Origin of the sequence: Neobacillus niacini (genome assembly GCF_048572935.1) — a bacterium.
GTDB lineage: Bacteria > Bacillota > Bacilli > Bacillales > Cytobacillaceae > Neobacillus > Neobacillus niacini.
In genome coordinates, this window is sequence record NZ_CP183883.1 from 68,117 (window position 1) to 85,735 (window position 17,619).

At 38.3% G+C, this 17,619-nt stretch carries 19 protein-coding genes; 5 read left to right on the forward strand and 14 right to left on the reverse strand.

The window, feature by feature from the left end:
* Window positions 1-10: 10 nt before the first annotated feature.
* Window positions 11-1,471, forward strand: a complete 1,461-nt coding sequence (lpdA, locus tag ACN6MT_RS00365; protein WP_419954349.1) for a dihydrolipoyl dehydrogenase — start codon at window positions 11-13, stop codon at window positions 1,469-1,471.
* Between the two features lie 23 nt (window positions 1,472-1,494).
* A complete protein-coding gene (locus ACN6MT_RS00370) occupies window positions 1,495-2,358 on the forward strand; it encodes an NAD(P)-binding domain-containing protein (protein WP_419954350.1) in 864 nt (287 codons plus the stop codon).
* Between the two features lie 142 nt (window positions 2,359-2,500).
* Here the strand turns inward: ACN6MT_RS00370 and ACN6MT_RS00375 are convergent, their stop codons facing one another.
* From ACN6MT_RS00375 to ACN6MT_RS00400, 6 genes are all read right to left on the reverse strand, one after another.
* A complete protein-coding gene (locus tag ACN6MT_RS00375) occupies window positions 2,501-3,772 on the reverse strand; it encodes an FtsW/RodA/SpoVE family cell cycle protein (protein ID WP_419954351.1) in 1,272 nt (423 codons plus the stop codon).
* Between the two features lie 7 nt (window positions 3,773-3,779).
* Window positions 3,780-4,187, reverse strand: a complete 408-nt coding sequence (locus tag ACN6MT_RS00380; RefSeq protein ID WP_419954352.1) for a PadR family transcriptional regulator — start codon at window positions 4,185-4,187, stop codon at window positions 3,780-3,782.
* A gap of 2 nt (window positions 4,188-4,189) precedes the next feature.
* On the reverse strand, window positions 4,190-4,714 hold the full coding sequence (locus ACN6MT_RS00385) for a sigma-70 family RNA polymerase sigma factor (RefSeq protein ID WP_419956355.1): 525 nt from the start codon (window positions 4,712-4,714) through the stop codon (window positions 4,190-4,192).
* A gap of 296 nt (window positions 4,715-5,010) precedes the next feature.
* Window positions 5,011-6,207 (reverse strand): MFS transporter, encoded by a 1,197-nt coding sequence (locus ACN6MT_RS00390; RefSeq protein WP_419954353.1) that lies wholly within the window; start codon window positions 6,205-6,207, stop codon window positions 5,011-5,013.
* A 191-nt stretch (window positions 6,208-6,398) separates the two neighbouring features.
* Window positions 6,399-6,791 (reverse strand): VOC family protein, encoded by a 393-nt coding sequence (locus ACN6MT_RS00395; protein ID WP_419954354.1) that lies wholly within the window; start codon window positions 6,789-6,791, stop codon window positions 6,399-6,401.
* Between the two features lie 82 nt (window positions 6,792-6,873).
* Window positions 6,874-7,161, reverse strand: coding sequence for a putative quinol monooxygenase (locus ACN6MT_RS00400; protein WP_419954355.1), 288 nt, complete (start codon window positions 7,159-7,161; stop codon window positions 6,874-6,876).
* 322 nt (window positions 7,162-7,483) lie between these two features.
* On the opposite strand from ACN6MT_RS00400, the gene ACN6MT_RS00405 reads away from it, so the two are divergent.
* Complete coding sequence (locus tag ACN6MT_RS00405; RefSeq protein ID WP_419954356.1) at window positions 7,484-7,606, forward strand: hypothetical protein; 123 nt, start codon at window positions 7,484-7,486, stop codon at window positions 7,604-7,606.
* Between the two features lie 151 nt (window positions 7,607-7,757).
* Here the strand turns inward: ACN6MT_RS00405 and ACN6MT_RS00410 are convergent, their stop codons facing one another.
* Window positions 7,758-8,567 (reverse strand): inositol monophosphatase family protein, encoded by an 810-nt coding sequence (locus ACN6MT_RS00410; protein ID WP_419954357.1) that lies wholly within the window; start codon window positions 8,565-8,567, stop codon window positions 7,758-7,760.
* A 26-nt stretch (window positions 8,568-8,593) separates the two neighbouring features.
* Window positions 8,594-9,094, reverse strand: a complete 501-nt coding sequence (locus ACN6MT_RS00415) for a YbaK/EbsC family protein (RefSeq protein WP_063254239.1) — start codon at window positions 9,092-9,094, stop codon at window positions 8,594-8,596.
* A gap of 179 nt (window positions 9,095-9,273) precedes the next feature.
* Between ACN6MT_RS00415 and ACN6MT_RS00420 the strand changes: the two genes are divergently transcribed.
* On the forward strand, window positions 9,274-9,573 hold the full coding sequence (locus tag ACN6MT_RS00420; protein WP_419956356.1) for a winged helix-turn-helix transcriptional regulator: 300 nt from the start codon (window positions 9,274-9,276) through the stop codon (window positions 9,571-9,573).
* Window positions 9,574-9,724: 151 nt separating this feature from the next.
* Here ACN6MT_RS00420 and ACN6MT_RS00425 read toward each other — a convergent pair whose 3' ends face one another.
* Window positions 9,725-10,789, reverse strand: coding sequence for a Gfo/Idh/MocA family protein (locus tag ACN6MT_RS00425; protein ID WP_419954358.1), 1,065 nt, complete (start codon window positions 10,787-10,789; stop codon window positions 9,725-9,727).
* A 297-nt stretch (window positions 10,790-11,086) separates the two neighbouring features.
* On the opposite strand from ACN6MT_RS00425, the gene ACN6MT_RS00430 reads away from it, so the two are divergent.
* Window positions 11,087-11,848: an IclR family transcriptional regulator gene (locus ACN6MT_RS00430; RefSeq protein ID WP_419954359.1), complete on the forward strand. Its 762-nt coding sequence runs from the start codon at window positions 11,087-11,089 to the stop codon at window positions 11,846-11,848.
* A 58-nt stretch (window positions 11,849-11,906) separates the two neighbouring features.
* Here the strand turns inward: ACN6MT_RS00430 and ACN6MT_RS00435 are convergent, their stop codons facing one another.
* The 5 genes from ACN6MT_RS00435 to ACN6MT_RS00455 all read right to left on the reverse strand — a co-directional run bounded on the left by ACN6MT_RS00435 (window position 11,907) and on the right by ACN6MT_RS00455 (window position 17,489).
* Window positions 11,907-12,539 carry an FMN-dependent NADH-azoreductase gene (locus ACN6MT_RS00435; RefSeq protein WP_419954360.1) on the reverse strand — a complete coding sequence of 211 codons (633 nt, stop codon included), beginning with the start codon at window positions 12,537-12,539 and terminating at the stop codon, window positions 11,907-11,909.
* A 646-nt stretch (window positions 12,540-13,185) separates the two neighbouring features.
* Window positions 13,186-14,238, reverse strand: coding sequence for an AbrB family transcriptional regulator (locus tag ACN6MT_RS00440; protein ID WP_419956357.1), 1,053 nt, complete (start codon window positions 14,236-14,238; stop codon window positions 13,186-13,188).
* A 101-nt stretch (window positions 14,239-14,339) separates the two neighbouring features.
* Window positions 14,340-15,317 (reverse strand): VOC family protein, encoded by a 978-nt coding sequence (locus tag ACN6MT_RS00445; RefSeq protein WP_419954361.1) that lies wholly within the window; start codon window positions 15,315-15,317, stop codon window positions 14,340-14,342.
* Between the two features lie 81 nt (window positions 15,318-15,398).
* Window positions 15,399-16,568: an acyl-CoA dehydrogenase family protein gene (locus ACN6MT_RS00450; protein WP_419954362.1), complete on the reverse strand. Its 1,170-nt coding sequence runs from the start codon at window positions 16,566-16,568 to the stop codon at window positions 15,399-15,401.
* A 24-nt stretch (window positions 16,569-16,592) separates the two neighbouring features.
* Entirely contained in the window at window positions 16,593-17,489 is an 897-nt protein-coding gene (locus tag ACN6MT_RS00455) for an alpha/beta fold hydrolase (protein ID WP_419954363.1), read from the reverse strand.
* Window positions 17,490-17,619: the final 130 nt, after the last annotated feature.

A 17,619-nucleotide genomic window follows, 5' to 3' on the forward strand; every position in this document is an offset into this window, starting at 1 on the left:
GTTCGTAACATTGTCAAACGAAAGTCAAGAAATCATCGTTGTCGGAGGAGGACCTGGTGGATATGTGGCTGCTATCAGGGCGGCTCAACTAGGCGCCAAAGTAACATTAGTTGAAAAAAGCAAACTAGGTGGTACATGCCTAAATGTTGGCTGTATTCCTACAAAAGTACTGCTGCATGCTGCGGATTTATTAGCGGAGGCTGAGTCTGCAAATGACTTCGGTATTCATGTTAATGTTAATGGTTTTGATTGGAAGAAGGTATTGAAGAAAAAGGATAGTGTCTCCAGTCAGCTTGTAAATGGCATAAAGGGCTTAATGAAGGCTAACAAAATAAAGGTAATAAATGGAACAGCTGAGTTTGTTACTTCCGATACATTGGCCGTAACCAAAGCAGATGGAACGAAAGAAAAGTTGTCGGGCGGGAAAATAATTATTGCAACTGGATCCGTTCCAGCAATACCTCCGATTCCAGGTATAAAAGAAAATGATAACTGTATTGATTCTACAGGCGCCCTTTCCTTTTCGGAGGTTCCTAAATCACTTCTTGTAATTGGCGGCGGCGTAATCGGTGTAGAATTTGCATCCGTATACAGCCAATTTGGTACAAAAGTAACCATCATTGAAGCACTGCCTAAGCTCCTGCCACTGATGGAAGGTGAATTAACGGAAATATTAAGAAATAAATTGGAAAAGAACGGCGTTGACATTTATACAGAGGCAAAAGTAAGGTCCGTTGAATATTCACCCGTTGGTGCTATGGTAAAAGTTGAATACAAAGGCGAAGTAATTAGCTTTGAAGCGGAGAAAGTACTTGTAGCTGTTGGAAGAAGAACAAATACAGAGGCACTGAAACTTGAGAATGCCGGTATCGAGAACGACAAAGGCAGAATTTCTGTTAATAATAAAATGCAAACAAATATTGAAAATGTTTATGCTGTCGGTGACTGTTTAGGTCAAGTCATGTTAGCTCATGTAGCTTCTGCACAGGGTGAAGTGGCTGCAGAAAATGCAATGGGTCTGTCAGCTTCTTATAATGGTAAGACAGTTCCTTCCTGTGTCTATACAAATCCTGAATTTGCAGGGGTTGGTTTAACAGAAGAAAAGGCTAAAGAAGAAGGTATTGATTATATAACAGGTCATTTCCCTCTCATGGCTAATGGAAAAGCACTCATCACAAACGGCGGCGAAGGTATGGTCAAAGTAATTCTCGGCAAAGAGTATAAAGAAGTCCTTGGTGTTCATATCTTAGGACCACGAGCAACCGACATTATTGCTGAATGCGCATTAGCTATCGGGATGGAAGCAACCGTTGAAGATTTAATCGAAACCATCCATGCACATCCTACACTAACAGAAGCGGTTAGAGAAGCAGCATTAGCAGCTGAAAATAGAGCCATACATACAATCAATAAGGCAGCTAATCCTCATGAAAGGAGTGATTCCCTATTAATAAAACAATTGGTTTTATAGGCTTAGGGATAATGGGGTTACCTATGGCACTAAATCTTTTAAAAAAATGCGATTACCCCATAATGGGTTATGATATTTTCACTGAAAAGCGGAGTATCTTTATAGGAAACGGCGGGAAATCTCCAGATCATGTAGAAGAAATTTATGAAAATAGTGATATTATATTCCTCTGCCTCCCTTCTAATGATCTTGTAAAAAATAGTATAGAAGAAATCATAAATAGAGGAAAAAAAGGAACTATTATTGTAGACCTTAGTTCTACGTCTCCAACTGTGATTAGGGAAATGTATGATAAGACAAAGCAAGTGGGAATAAGCCTTGTAGATTCTCCTGTTAGCGGCGGAGAGCCTGGAGCAATTGCTGGTACACTTGTCCTCATGTGCGGTGGTGACAAGCAAACATTTGATGAAGTTAGTCCTCTCCTTCATTTTATGGGAACTTCCGTTTCCTATATGGGAAGATCGGGATGTGGCAGTATTGCGAAACTGGCCAATAATATGATTGCAGGTTGTTATCTCGGTGCCATGTCAGAAGGTTTAGCTTTTGCTGTCAAGGCTGGACTTGATCCTGAAACACTATTTTATGCTATAAAAGATGGATATGCAGGCAGTCCTATTTTTGAAGTGAAGGCTCCTAAAATAATGTCCAGAAATTTCGAAGCAAGTGCAAGAATTGCAGTCCATCAAAAAGATCTTAAGAACGCAGTAAAACTGGCAGAAGAAATGGATGTTCAAATTCCGATGTCTAAGATGGTTCTTGATTATATGAACGAAATGGAAGACTTAGGGAAAGATAGTGAGGACCACTGTGCTATTGTTAAAATCTATGAAAAAAATATGGGTGTCTTGGTAAAAAAGCAGGAAATGAATGTATTATACAGGAAATGAATGTATTATAATAGAAGAAACTCATCAGAAAACGCCTCTTTTCTTAAAAAAAAGAGGCGTTTTCTGATGATATTGACATACATTACTTATAATATTAGCGAAAGTCAATGGTATTCGTTAGGAATACTCAAAGTTCTTTTCATTAACTTTTCCATACCAAATCTTTCTGACGGTACACACTTAACACTGCCCCTATTAGTAATGCATTAAGCAAGGTCGGCATTAAACCGTAACTAATGAAAGGCAATGACATAGAAGTCATAGGAAATAATCCCAGTGTCATACCAATATTGCTAACTAGCTGGATACCATAAAGGGCCACCCCGCCGATAAGAAGGAGTTGTCCATAAGAATCTTTAATCTTTGGTTGGATTACAATCATTCTAGCCGCAAACAGCAGGAGAATCATTACAAGCAATACGCCAAAAATCCAGCCATAATAGTAGGTAAAGCTGACAAAAACAAAATTCGTATGTGCCTCTGGTATGAACTCTCTTGCACCAGACTGTCCAAACCAACCAGCTTTTGACATGATCTCCTGTATCCGAAGTATGATGAACCCTTCGGTGTCGGCATACTTCTCTGGATTAACAAACGCCAGCAGTCTTACAATCTGGTAAGGCTTAATAAATGGCCAAACCAATAAGACCATCAACAAAATGGATCCAAGTGTACTAGCAGAGATCATCCACTTAACCCTTTTACTGAATTTGCTCCACCAAAGCATCACGAATACCATCACAGAATATAGGTAGATGGTTGAAATACTCGGTAAGGCCAGAAAGAGCAGGATAGGGCTAAGAAACAATAATAGAAATTGCCAAACTCTTAATTTTCCATTATTGAAAAATGATGCCCAAGCTAGATAGAAGAACGGCAATGCCATTAGACTTTCAATTGTAACCGGTCCAAGCTTTAATAGCTTCAGCCCATTTATCATAGTGTTCGAGAAAAATGCCAAGATGAATAGAAGCAACATTCCGATTGTGTAAAAAAGCCAGCCGTGCTTTTTCCACTTTCGGTAATCTACCAGCATGACGCCTATTGTTGCAGCGAATCCTATAAAGGCAATGAGAAACTTAGAAATGATAAAGTAGTAACCGTCTTTCATATAACCGAGAGAGAACATCGGCAGAAAGCTTAATCCCATCGCAGCAGCTAAAAGAAGTAGCAGCCACCAATCCACCTTTGGACGGTGCAGCTTGTTCATCTGGATTCCTAATTTAGTTGGACTTCCCATCTGCTCTACAGCTTTTTCTTCTGCTTCACTTTCTGATAATCCTTTTTCCACCCAGTTCCTTTTTGCTTCCTTTAAATGATAATTTAATTCGTTTGCAACATAATTTTTTGCTTCCTTTGAGCGGATTTGATCAGTAACCTGATTTAAGAAAATCTGTTTAATATTATTTGTCACAGAACACTCACCCCTCTAATAATTCCTTTAAAATCAATCGGTGTTTTGTTCGTTTTTTTTCTGCCTTGTTCAATAATTTCCTGCCTTTATCCTTTAACCAATAATATTTAGCACCTGCATTATCCCAATTGGTTTCGATGCAGCCAGACTGCTCTAAACGATGTAACAGGGTATACAAAAAACCTTCGTTCTTTTCGAATTTGTGAATTCCCCGTCCCCGAAGCAGCCCTGTTAATTCATGTCCTGTTTTTTCATGAACAAGAAGCTGCATGACTGCCAGCAGAATTTCCTCATCACTTTCTTGCTGTTGGTTAATTTTTTTGTGCACTGCGTGCTGATGATGGTCAGAAAAATGTAAGTCTGCAAATGTTCTCTTATCCATTACTCTCTTTAGGTTTTTTAAACGATCCTCCACAGTTATTCCTCCAATCGTTCTTTTAGAAGCACTTTAGCCCGTCGTAATCTTGTTTTAACCGTATTAACACCTGTTTCGGTTACTGCAGCGATTTCCTTGATTGGCAGTTCTTCATAATAGAAAAGGTAGATTACCTCCCGATATTTAATCGGAAGTTTCATAATGGCAGAAATTAATTCATCATCCTCTTCCCTTTGAATCACAGTCTGCTCTACTAGTTCCTTTTTCGTACCGTTAATTGGTAATTCCTCGCCTGCTATGACCACGTTCTTTTGGTACCAGCTTCTATGGAAATCTTTGCAATGATTAATGGCAATCCGCCACAACCAGGTTCTCAATTTTGCTTTCCCGCTATATGTATGGAGATTTTTATAGCATTTAACAAAGATATCCTGAGTTAGATCCTCTGCAATTGCTTTATTATTTACATAGGAATACGCCAGCTGCAAAATTTCTTGTCCATACTGATTCATGATTTCATCAATGATGAGTTCTTTATCTTCTATAGCTGTTCCATCGATTATCATTTCTTCCACTACTTTCACCCCTTCCTATATTTAGACGACGTATCCGTTTAGGAAGTTTTTAAAATTTTTTCAAAAAAAAGAAGCCTAGGATAAGTTAACCTTATCCTAAAGCTTCTTTTGTATCCATTACTATGATAGGGGAAAATTTTTAACGATTATTTTTTGTACTTTTCCTTACGTAGCAAAACCATGTCATAAGGTAACACATTTTAAATAAATTGGAGTTATCACCAACTAAGTCTGGATTCTAACCAATCCACAAAACGATAGGTAACGAAAATAAGTAACTTAAATTACTAGCTCGCCTGCAGGATATTGTTTTCTGAATGTTTCTTTTTTCCATGGAGTACATGGTACAAAAAAATGCTCGCAAATACGACCACTGCCAAGGTTAAATACAAGCCGCGAAAACCAACGATAGGAATGATAAATCCTAATAGAAAAGGGCCAACTCCTACTCCTAAATCCAAAAACACAAAAAAAGTTGAGGTAGCAAGGCCCACTCGGTGCCGTGGTGATTCCTTTATGGCAATAGCTTGACAGCAAGAATTCATGGTTCCATATCCAAGACCAATTAGCGCTCCTGCTAAAAGGAGAATGAATCCATGGTTGGCTTGACTAAGAGTGACTAATCCGATCACAAATAATAGTAATGCTGGATATATCACAATGTTATCCCCTTTTTTATCTAAAAGCCGTCCGGTAAAGGGTCTTGAAATCAGGATGAAGACAGCGTATATGAGGAAGAAGAAACTTGCGGCCTCCATTAAATTTATTTCTTTAGCGTAGGAAGTCATAAACGAGAGTATGCCTGAGTATGTAAAACCCATAATTGCAATTATGATTGCGATAGGAACAGCCTTTATTTCGAAAAAATCTTTCAACTTAAAGCCTTTCATCGCCTCAATCTGTTCTTTTGTGATATGTCCTTCAGGAATATGCACAAATAATAGGATAATCGTACTTATGAGGGAGAAAAGTGTACAAACTGCAAATATGATCGTAAAACTTCCTTGTTGGCTGATAAAAAGACCTAGGAAGGGGCCAACTGCCATTGCAAGGGTTATACTTAATGAAAAATAGCTTATTCCTTCTCCTCGACGTTCACTTGGAATAATATCTGTAATAACTGTTGATATGACTGTGGTAAACAACCCAAATGCTGCTCCATGAATAAAACGAATTAATAATAATACGTTCATGTTTCCTACAAAAAAATAGAACAACATCATAATCAAAAATAAAAATAATCCGCCATAAAGCATCTTTTTACGCCCAATGACTTCAATATATTTTCCAGCAAAAATACGTGAAACTAGTGCACCTACTACAAAGATACTAGACGCAAAACCCGCCATGCTTTGTGAAGCGTTAAATTCTTCAATTGCATAAACCGTTAAAGTTGTAATTAATAAATAAAAGGTCAAACTCCCAAAAAATGTGGATAGCGACATGATAATAAAATCTTTTGTCCATAATTTCGATGTATTCATCTCTATGCCCCCTATTTCGTCCCTCATATGGTATCACTTATCAAATTTCCCCTATGACCCAGTTGGTTCTTGAACCGGTTACTCCCTTGCTTGGGCACTGGCTGCCGACTCCAGCCACTATCGTTTCTATAAGAGGTTGATGGACGTGCTGCGGGGCGTCAAATTTCCATTGATTTGTTTTTTCCCCTAACTTAACTTTTCATATGTAGGGATTCAGGATTCATTTCCATAAACTCCAGCCAATTTCCATCTGGGTCTAGTACCCAGAATTGGTGGTTCAAAGCCCTGCCTTGCGAAATTTCATCTTCTAAAGCAACTCCCCTTTTTTTCAATTGATCCGCTGTTTCATAAATATCATCGACCTCGAAACAAATATGGTCTGCTCTGTTCTTTATTCCCTCGGTACCTCCGTAAAATAATTCAATGAAACACCCATCAGCCACTTTTACATAGACAATCCACGGTTCACCATTTGGATGATTTAATTCAAACGCTTTCATAAAACCAAGCTTATTACAATAAAAATCCAATGAGCGTTCCATATCTACTACATGAAATCCTTTGTGATTAATCCCTTTAATCATCGTTTATCCCACCATTTGTTTTATTTTTTTTTACTTAATGAGCCTCTGACTTTTCTTATTAAGACTAATAAATTGGACTTCATTATTTCACTTCTTTATAATGGTTTATTTCTGTGCTTTCTCTCAATTTCCTCAGTTCTGGAACAAATTTCATGATATGTTCACTTTTATTGTGAAGGTTGATAACCTCTTCATTTTCCCATTCTTCAATCGTTGTAAGGATGGATGGATCATTGATATCTTCATGAAGAGTATACATAATACAACCTTTTTCTTTTCTGGTTTCGGTCACAACTTTACGAGCAAGAATTAAATATTCTTCAACATTTACCCCTGGTTTAAGTTTTGCCTTACAAACTACTCGAATCATTTTTTAGCTCCTTGTTTTCGTATGGATTGTTGTTATTGCACCATAGTCTATGCCCATATTACTTAAAATGTCGGCACATCTTTTTCTGTTATTATCTAATTTCTGGTATATTCATATTTTTTAATATCAAAAGAATCATTAACCGCATTATGATACATGTGTATCACAATAAGATTAACTCAAGTTTACAGATGTTTAATTACCCTGTCAATCTATTGGTTTTCATCAATATTATTAACCCATTATTACCCCCTAACATATTACCCTATCTGTACTTCATATCTTAAAATGGAACAAAACCATTTATAAAGGAGGCATTAGTATGATGGTGAAGTTGATTTCGGTCAAATGGGATGCCTCCACTTTACCCAAATCAATGTTCACCCATGGATTCGGGCAAGTAAACCGCAAATCAACAATCAAGGTTAACAAAGCCTTCTGTTAGTAAATTATAAAGTTGAAAAAGTTTAAACTTTACAATTAGCAAAAAAACCTCGGCAACTGGGCTGATTGTCCACAACCCCAGTTGCCGAGATTTTTTAGTTAATTTTATAGCATACAATGGTAGTAATTATACTCCTATACAAATCTCCTGCTTACTTCTTCCCTTTTTTCAAATAATCATGAATGATTTCTTTCTGGATAGCAGGATGGCATGTCAATGTAGATTCATTCATCAGCATGTTAACGGAATTCCCATCCAAATTTGTAGAAACCGCCCCCACTTCATTGGCGATAATCATTCCTCCAGCTATATCCCATGGGGCAAGTTTCTTGGTCAAATAACCATCGACAATGCCTTCTGCAACGTAAGCAAGTGCTAAAGCGGCACAGCAATAGGATCTTACCCCGCGAATTTTTTCCACTAACCGTTGCATGACAATTTCATCGATTACATCATTTTCACATAACAAATAATGATTAAAATCGAGAATCGATTCTTCAAGCGTAAGATTTGGAGCTAATTCAGGTAATCCTTCATCATTTTTATAGGCGCCCTTCCCCCTCATAGCTGTGTAAAGATTACCACCCATACAATCATAGACCAAACCAATCTCACCAATTCCGTTATAAAAAATCCCAATCGAAATGGCGAAATTTCTTTTTTGCTTTACAAAGTTCATCGTGCCATCAATAGGATCCACAATCCAGATGACACCGTCTAATGTTTTTAAATCCTCACCATAGCCTTCTTCACTAAATAAATAATGATCTGGAAACGTACGCTTTATATTTTTTGCTAGAAAATATTCTATTTCTCTATCAACTGCTGTAACGAGATCCTTCGGATTTGATTTTGTCTCAACAATCAATGGACCATTTATTTTCTGGCGGATTAATTCTCCTGCCTCTAATATCCATTCTTTAGCTTGACGATAGATAACTTCACGTCTTTCTTCTTTCATGTTATACCTCGCAAATATTACTCTTTTTAACTAACCTTCTCTTCTTGCTCAGTCTCTTCCCACCCTTTACAAACATCCACCCATTCTTTTGCGTATGAATAGCGATAAATCTCTTCATTTGATAATTCAATCGCTGAATTGGTGCTGCCACATGCTGGGAAAAGGGTATCGAACCTTTTCATGGAAACATCAAGGTAAACATCTAGTTCATTTTTTAATCCAAAAGGGCAAACCCCGCCGATTGCATGACCGGTCTGCTCGAGCACTTCTTCCGGAGTCAGCATTCTGGCCTTGAACCCAAAGGTATGACGAAATTTCTTATTATCAATTTTCGCATCTCCGGCAGCGACAATCAAAAGGGCTTTTTCCCCTTCACCTCTAAAAGATAATGTTTTTGCAATGCGGGCCGGAATAACTCCTATTGTTTCCGCTGCTAAATCCACTGTTGCACTTGATGTGTCAAATTCCATCACATCTTGTTCTCTATCCCATTGCCTGAAATGGGCTTTTACACTTTCGATTGACATCCTGTCCATCCTTTCGTAATGGTTATTATGGAAAATAATAACACACTTTAGTGAGGAAAAGCGAAAAGTTGCTCACCCCCCATCATACCTATAGTTCCTAAGAGATCACTCAATGAAGACTATCCTATATCTCTACTTCGTATATACCAGATTTAAGTAAAAGAGTTTTAAATCAACGGATAGAAGAGCTTAAGGACTGTGGAATTGTGTTAAGAAAGGTCCTTGCCGATCGTCCTGTACGGACTGAATATTCGTTAACAAAAAAAGGTTCAGGACTTCGACAGTCTCTTCAAGCTTTAGAGGAATGGGCAGAGAAATGGCTGTTAATTAAAAACCTCTCTAATTTACTAGTAAAATTACCACATAAAAAGGCAGCGGATTGCTGCCTTTTTTGCTTTAATTCCTTAATCGTTTGTATTAACGAAATTATTTCAAATATTGGTCCCTTGAACCCTAGCTTTCGCCGTTTAAGGGAATGATTCTCGAAGTATTGCTCCCTCTAACCTTTATATTCTTCATTCAAGGGAACGATTCTCTCAATATTGTTCCCTTGCCCCCTCATTTTTGCTGTCCAAGGGAACAATTCCATTTTTCAATGCACACACTTTGACATACTTTTTCTATTACTTGTTAAAAATCCGCCATGTTTACAGGCTGACCTGTACGTGCAGATTGATAAATGGCAAAAATAATTTTTAATGGTTTTAATCCTTCTTTCCCATTCACAAGTGGTTCCCTATCTTCTTTAATAGCGTTGATCATATCAATAAACTGTAAACGGTGGGAACTGCCATCAAGTGCCGCTGGGTTGCCAGATGCAGCATTTAGGTCTCCCCTATTAAGACTTTTCATTTCCGCTAAGTTGATAGCTTCTGTTTCATTCTTAGGATCCCGTAGATAATGCTTGATTAACTGATCATTCTCAATCACAGCTGTACCATTTGTTCCGATAATCTCCAACCGGGCTGACAGACCTGGATAGGCAGCTGTTGTCCCTACAATGGTTCCTAACCCGCCATTTTTAAATTTCACCGTAGCAACAGCCACATCCTCCACTTCAATTCCTTCATGAGCTAAAATGGCTGTATGTGCGTATACACTTTCCACCTCTCCCATAAAGTACTGAAATAAGTCTATCGTATGAATGGCCTGATTGATTAAGACACCGCCCCCATCCATTTTCAATGTTCCCCGCCACTTACTAGTATTATAGTAACTTTGAGGGCGATACCAGTTCACAGAGGCTTGCCCGAGGACCATTTTTCCAATTTTCCCTGAATCTATATCTGCTTTTACCTTAACTGATGATGGATCAAATCGATGTTGTGAAATAACACTTAATTTAACATGGTGCTCACGGCATACATCAATCATTTGCTGTGCTTTCTCAAGGGAAATATCCATTGGTTTTTCAACGATTACATGCTTTCCTGCCCAAGCAGCCTCTATCGCCATATCAGCATGAGTTCCGCTGGGCGTAATAATCGATACAATATCAATCTCTTTCCTCTTTAGCATTTCTTGATAATTTGTATACCAATCTGTACAGGTCTTTTCTGCAAGTGCTTTTGCCTTTTGTTCACTTCGGGAATATACAGCAACGACTTTTGCACCTTCAATTGCTGATATTTGCTCATAATGAGTAGTACTAATAAGTCCAGTTCCAACAATAGCAAATCCGAATTCTCTTTTCATCCCTGCCGGTCTCCTCTCTTACACTAAAAAATCTTTTATATTCAAAAAACAAATATCTTAATACCAGCAAAAGAGTAACCGCATTGTGGTACACTAGTATCGTAATGTGGTTACTTTAAGTATAATTAATTCCAACACTAACGTCAATTATGCTTTCCTAATAATCTGCATCATTAAAAATTTTCGTGTATGTCTAATTTGGGTTCTAATTAGTTTTTCTTCAACACAATATTTGAAATTATGGAGATTCTAGTTTTAAATTAATAGAAGTGGCATAACAGAAAGGGAGTATTTTTCTTGAACAATATTCAAGACCAAAATAAAACATCGGGTATCCAGGTTATTACCCGTGCAGCTAAAATACTGCGAACGTTAAGAGAGCACCCAAAAGGATTAAGTCTTACACAGATATCAAAAGAAGTAGACTTAGCTAGATCAACCGTCCAAAGAATTGTTGCTGCATTAGAGCAAGAAAACCTAGTTACTGTGGCGTCTGCTAACAGCGGGTTTCGCCTTGGCCCTGAGATTGCGAGGCTTGCTAGCGCTGTAAATAGTGATTTGAGAGAAGAATTGAGACCATTTTTGATCCAGTTATCTAATAGGATTAATGAAACGGTCGACCTCTCTATTTTAGATAACGGTAAGGTGCTGTTTGTTGATCAAATCATCGCGGCACATCCACTGCAGGCAACCTCACAGCCTGGCGCGTCATTTCCTTTGCATTGCACAGCAAATGGAAAAGCCATCCTCGCTTCACTGCCTATAACTGAAGTTGAAAACCTGTTACCGGAACAACTAAAACAGTACACGGATAAAACCATTACAAACCGTGATGAGTTATTAAAGGAGTTAGAAACAGTCCGAAATGAGGGAGTTGCTTTTTCAAGAGAAGAGCATATTGAAGGTATTTGTGCAGTGGGAGCTGTTGTAGTAGACCGATTGGGAAATCGGAGTGCAGTCTCGATCCCGCTCCCATCTACACGTTTTTATGGGAATGAGGAAAAGCTTGTTACTTCCCTAATCAAAACTTGCCAAAACATTAATCGATACTTTGATTAAAAGACAAAAAAAAAGGCGCTGGGATATCCAAGCGCCTTTCACTTTGTTTACTGCATTATTAAACAGCTACTGCTGATAATTTCTTTGCAGCTTCTTTTACTTTTTCTAGGCCTTCTGCAATAATCGTTTCAGCTTGAGCTGGCATTGCAGCATGTCCTTCGATAATAACTTCGTCAATGATTTCCATACCGAATACGCCGCCAACAACGTTTTTAATATAATTTGCAGACATTTCCATTGGTGCCGCTTCCGGTGTTGAGTAAACCCCTCCGCGTGCACTTAGGATAATCGCCTTTTTGTGTGTCATTAATTGTACTGCTTGACCATTTTCATCGTACTTGAAAGTGAAACCAGCTTGGTAAACATAATCAATGAAGGTTTGTAATGGTGCTGGAATTGTTAAGTTCCATAATGGGAATGCGAATACTACTAAGTCAGCTGCTGTAAGAGCGTCCATTGCTTTTTGTTTTGCAGCAAGAAGACGTTTTTCTAGGTCCGTCATTTCTTCACCTGATTCAAGTTTGCCGAAGGCGTTGAATAAATCTTGGCCGAAATAAGGCATGTCTTCAGCGAAAACATCAAACGTAGTGACATTCACACCATCTAAGTTCTCCATAAAAGTTTCATACATTTTACTTGATACAGCCTCTGAAGCTGGACGATTGTTTGCTTTAACTACTAATACATTCATTATATTTAAATCTCCTTTTTATCTTTAATTTTATTATTTTTAAATTACATATCTCGAATTAATAATATATTAATCTAGTATTATTGTCAATAAAACACTATTAGTAGATATTTCCTTGGTTAGACCTAAACCTATATTTTGAAAAGGGGTGCTGGGTACTCAACTGAAAATAAAAAGCCGATTCTTCCTTCCATTAGAGGATTAAGAGCCGGCTTTTTTATCAAATTACTCAAGAAAACAGTATATTGAAAAAAGGATAAGATAACATTGCATCGAATGATCCCATCTTTATTCAACCTTAATAGGGTTAAGGATTAAATCGGGTAGACCGTTTTATAATCTGCAAGGATTACCAATTGAATTTCCCTAGGTTGAAAGTTTATTTGTGAACCAGAGGAGTAACGCCAAGTCTTTTCGTTTTTTTGTTACAAATATATTTAACTCTTCCTGAAATCTAAAACAATCGAAGCCGTTTCTTCATCAACAGATAAGACTTATTTTGACGAGTTCCTTCTATTATATATGATTCACTTTCATCCTAATTAATATCAATAAAAAAAGCCCCACTGATTTAAATTCAATCATTAGAGCGCCTTGGTCATACTTATTGATTCTTAATATAAACTTTCAGAAATTCTCTTATAGATTAATACTTTACTACGCTTCTTTCTTGGTTGTAGAGAATCTCTTTTTTCCCTCGCCAACGGTAAAACACTTTCATCAAAGGCATAATTAAAATAAAGATGAATAGCAGCCGGAACGTTTGGAACATCGAAACAAGCGAAACCTCTGCATTAACTTCATCAGCTAATAATACCATTTGATCTAAACCACCTGGTGCTGTGCTTAGGAAACTTGTAGCGAATGTAGTGTCCAATGTAAACGACATTAAGAAGCTTGAGCCGAATGTTAGTGCAATCAGTGCGAATGCGCTGAAAATTCCCCCTACTAGTACACGTACTGGTAGCTTAATCATTTGTGGCTTGAGCATTAAGCCGATATGGGCACCGATGAGTAGCTGTGCGACGTCCATAACGATACCAGGTACTTGTGGCATTGCGATCGGTGTTGTGAGTTGCACCGTAATTAACAAAATAATTGGTGTAATGAAATATGCGACTGGCAAATGAATTCGTTTTGTTAAATAGGAGCAACCCCATGCAAGTGCAATTAATAATACTAAACTAATCGTTAGCTTTGCCTCAGTTGGCTGCTTACTCATTACTTGACCAGCAACAATAAATGGTACAAATACAACGACTAGTAATAACCGAATTACTTGAAAATAAGATATAACGCCAATTTCTTTAATTTTTTCTTCTTCAGCAAATACGACGATTTGAGCTAAACCGCCTGGGATAGCGCCCAATACAGCCGCTTTCACCGGGATTTTTACCCACTTGCTCGTTAAGTAGGCAATGCCGATTGAGCCGCCAATTAAAATAATGTTTAATGTTATCATATAAAATAAAAGTGGGCCCATCATGCCGAATAAATCGGTGTTAAATTGTACACCTATTACTGTACCAACCATGACGACACCTATATCACGCATTTGGCTAGACCATTTGAGCGGTCCTTTATAGACAAATTGGGCTAACATGACGATAACAATTGGGCCAAGCATCCAAGGAATAGGGATGTGCAGCAGGCTAAAAATATAACCGCCAATTAAAGATAAGACTAACACCTTTAACATTGCTTTCAACAGTAACACCCCTTCCCATAATTTCCCTATCTACATTTATTACTTGAAACCACCAGCATGTCAGCACATGAAGACTGGTGGTTTAGTTATTATTATTTTGCTAATTCTAATACTTGTGCTTCACGATCTACGTCATCGCGGCGACGATCGCCCCAGTATGCAGAACCATTTTTCAAATATTCTTCATACGTCCATTTCACTGGCTCCCAGTCTGGCTCGAAGATTAAGTATCCGTTTGTGAAAATTTCAAGACGTAAGCCGCTTCCTGGGTCTTTTACGTAAATGTACATGGCTTGAGAAATACCGTGTTTACCTGGACCTACGAATTGTACATCAGCTTCGCATAAAATATCAGCAGCACGTAGTAAGTCTTGTGCGTTGTCTAACCAGTAAGCAATATGGTGCATTTCGTTTGGCTGTTTTGAACGTGATGTAGACATAATTGCTACGTCATGCACTAAGTTTGTTACCGATAACCAGCTCGCTACTTGTACATCGTCTGGATTTACGAAATATTCGCGCAGCTTGAAGCCTAATGCTTTTTGTAAATATTTCACAATTTCAGCGTTATCGTGGGAAGTTTGTAAGTTAACATGGTCGATACGGCGTGGAGATACGCCTTTCGCCCATGATTTATACGTTTGGTTTTTAAGTACTGATTTGCGAGATTCATCAGCAGGTGTTTTTTCCATATCGTAGTAAAGTTCGAAGCGATGACCACTTGGTAATTCGAAGCGGATTGCTTCACCTTGTGCTACTTCTTCTCCAGCAGCTATCCAATGTACGTCTGTACCAGCCTCTTCTAATAATTTTGCGAAAGTTGCTACATCCTCGCGACGTTTTGTACGCCAGCCGATGTGATCGATGTGAGAAGTTTCACCAGCTGTAATGGATAAGGTATGGTGTTCGAAGTCTCCCCATGCTCTTAAGTAGTGTACGCCATCTACGACCTCTGTTTCTTCTAAGCCGATTGTGTCGCGGAAGAACCATAAAGATTTTTCAAGATCTTCTGACACTAAAGCTACGTGTCCTAATTTTGCAATTTCCGGTGCGTAAAGAAATTTTTCCAATTATATTCACCTCATAGTTTAATAGTTTTTTATAAGAGACACGAATCCACTCTTTATAAACGACATTTTCGAATGCTGCTATTATCCTTGAATGTTTGTATTAACGCCGAATAAATGCCTGCCGTAACCTAAAATGCCGTCTTCATATAAAGAAGTAATGTGTACTGCAATTGCCATTAAGTCACGAGTGAATAGCTCGACTGGATGACCTTTTAATAATGCGTGTCCACCTAAAGTAAGTAGTGATTTTACGCCGATTTGTGTACACTTATCGATGATCAATGCACGGATTGCTTTATATTTTGCCCCTTCGTATGGGCCGCCTCTATCCTTTTCCATCATTGCGATGTATTCATTTAATAGACTTTTAGCCGAGAGCATTTCAAGCTTTAACTCCGAAAGCACGCGTTGGCTCGTTGGAGAATCTTTTTCGTTTATGCCGGAGAAGCGTACGCGGCCTGCTGTATGCTTTTCGAATTCGTCAAGTACACGCTCTGCACCGCCAACAGCCATCGCTGCGAACCCTACATAGAAGCCAGGGTAAAATGGTGTGTTGTAGTATAAGTAGTCTTGATCGAAATCTTCATACGGCGGCTGGCTTTTTTCGATAATTTTGTTAAAGCGTAATATAGCCTCAGGCTTAACGAAAACATTATCGACAATTAATGTATTACTGCCTGATCCACGAAGACCCAATGAATCCCAAGTTTTTACAACTTCTAAGTCAGAAACTTTTAATAAAATACCTACACGCTCAGGCTTGTTGCTGTCCTCGAATTTCATCATTGCGCCAACGCCAACCCAATCGGAGTAGTTGATTCCGCTTACAAAATTGTACTTACCTGAAACAATATAGCCATTTTCAACTGCTTCTACTTTGCCGATTGGTGCAAATACATCAGCTACGAAGCCGCCTTGGTTAATGACTTCGTCGCGAATGTGCTTCGGATAGTAGCATACCCAAGAGTTGTGCACGGAGAAGAAGTATGTTAACCACGAGGCAGATAAGTTGTGGTATCCAACTGTGCTTACCATATCAACGAATGTGCGCCAATCAAGTTGAGGATAGCCGAATTCTTTCGGTAAAATTAATCGATGAATTTCCTCCTTGCGGATAATATCCGCGATGCGTGGAGAAATGGTCGAGTTAAAATCGGCTTCAATTGCTTCTAACTCTGCAGCTTCACCGATACGCTTTGCTTTTTGCATAATTTCTTCATAAGAAGCTTTATTCTCAACTACTGTTAACATCTGATCATTCCTTTCCAAAATAGTTTATTGTGCTGTAACTGCTTGGTCTTTTTCAACTGCTAAAAAATCGATGACAAGTTTGTTCACGATTTCTGGCTGGTCAGTTTGTGCTTGGTGACCGCAGTTTTCGATATATTCGAATTTAATGTTCGGTAATAATTTCTCAAGCTTATAACCTGTCTCCACTGGTGCGACAGTATCTTGATTACCCCAAATGAATATGCCGGGAACTTTTAATTTTGGTAAAGTCTCTTTAATGCAATAACGATCCCAAAGCTTTGGTTCTTCGTTCATTCTGGCTAAGTAAGCATCGAACGCTTGATTTGATTCTCTAATGCCTGGGCGAGTGGCTGCTTGATGACGCAGTTGAATTAGTTCTTCAGGAATGACTGTGTCTTCACTTGAATTGCGATACATAAATTTACGTAATGATTCTTCTGTATAATCGTAACCAATCACTTCTAAGAATGAACGCAACTTTCTTAATGGCACTTCTTGCATCGCTTGATAAATTGTATTACTGCCGATGTAAACAACCTTATTTACTTTCTCAGGATGGTCAATTGCATATTTAGCTGCAACGTAAGCACCTTGTGAGTTGCCGACAAGCGATACTTCATCTAGGCATAATGCTTCAATAAAATCATGTACATGATCCACTAAGCTTTGATGACCTTTTACCGGCCAAGCGTGAGGACGTGCATCTGTGAAGCCCATTGATAGTTGATCTACTGCGTATGCGCGGAAGCCAGCTTTAGCTAATGCAGGCAGCATAAAACGCCAACCCGCTGCGCCGCAGGCTCCAGGTCCTGCCCCATGTAGTAAAATTACAGCTGGCCCTTCTGTCCCTGCCCAAGAATAATGTGTACGTACACCATTTGCCAATACGTAACTATTATGAAATCCTTCAAAAATTGTCATCCTTTTTCCTCCTTGTGCTGATTGCTTGTTATTTTCTGTTTTGAGTATAACTGTAAAAAAATCCAAACATAATATTGATTTTTATTGAATGAATAGTTAGAATCATTAAAATTTATTGAAAATTATTTTT

Excerpts from the sequence above, each read along its gene's own strand:
- ACN6MT_RS00415 (WP_063254239.1), bottom strand. The coding sequence starts at position 9,094 with ATGTCAATCGAAAGTGTAAAAGCCCATTTCAGGCAATGGGATAGAGAA.
- ACN6MT_RS00425 (WP_419954358.1), bottom strand. The coding sequence starts at position 10,789 with ATGAAAAGAGAATTCGGATTTGCTATTGTTGGAACTGGACTTATTAGT.
- ACN6MT_RS00455 (WP_419954363.1), bottom strand. The coding sequence starts at position 17,489 with ATGACAATTTTTGAAGGATTTCATAATAGTTACGTATTGGCAAATGGT.
- ACN6MT_RS00385 (WP_419956355.1), bottom strand. The coding sequence starts at position 4,714 with ATGATAATCGATGGAACAGCTATAGAAGATAAAGAACTCATCATTGAT.
- ACN6MT_RS00440 (WP_419956357.1), bottom strand. The coding sequence starts at position 14,238 with ATGTTAAAGGTGTTAGTCTTATCTTTAATTGGCGGTTATATTTTTAGC.
- ACN6MT_RS00390 (WP_419954353.1), bottom strand. The coding sequence starts at position 6,207 with ATGAATACATCGAAATTATGGACAAAAGATTTTATTATCATGTCGCTA.
- ACN6MT_RS00405 (WP_419954356.1), top strand. The coding sequence starts at position 7,484 with ATGATGGTGAAGTTGATTTCGGTCAAATGGGATGCCTCCACTTTACCC.
- ACN6MT_RS00450 (WP_419954362.1), bottom strand. The coding sequence starts at position 16,568 with ATGTTAACAGTAGTTGAGAATAAAGCTTCTTATGAAGAAATTATGCAA.
- ACN6MT_RS00370 (WP_419954350.1), top strand. The coding sequence starts at position 1,495 with ATGGCACTAAATCTTTTAAAAAAATGCGATTACCCCATAATGGGTTAT.
- ACN6MT_RS00410 (WP_419954357.1), bottom strand. The coding sequence starts at position 8,567 with ATGAAAGAAGAAAGACGTGAAGTTATCTATCGTCAAGCTAAAGAATGG.
- ACN6MT_RS00395 (WP_419954354.1), bottom strand. The coding sequence starts at position 6,791 with ATGATTAAAGGGATTAATCACAAAGGATTTCATGTAGTAGATATGGAA.
- ACN6MT_RS00435 (WP_419954360.1), bottom strand. The coding sequence starts at position 12,539 with ATGAATGTATTAGTAGTTAAAGCAAACAATCGTCCAGCTTCAGAGGCT.
- ACN6MT_RS00400 (WP_419954355.1), bottom strand. The coding sequence starts at position 7,161 with ATGATTCGAGTAGTTTGTAAGGCAAAACTTAAACCAGGGGTAAATGTT.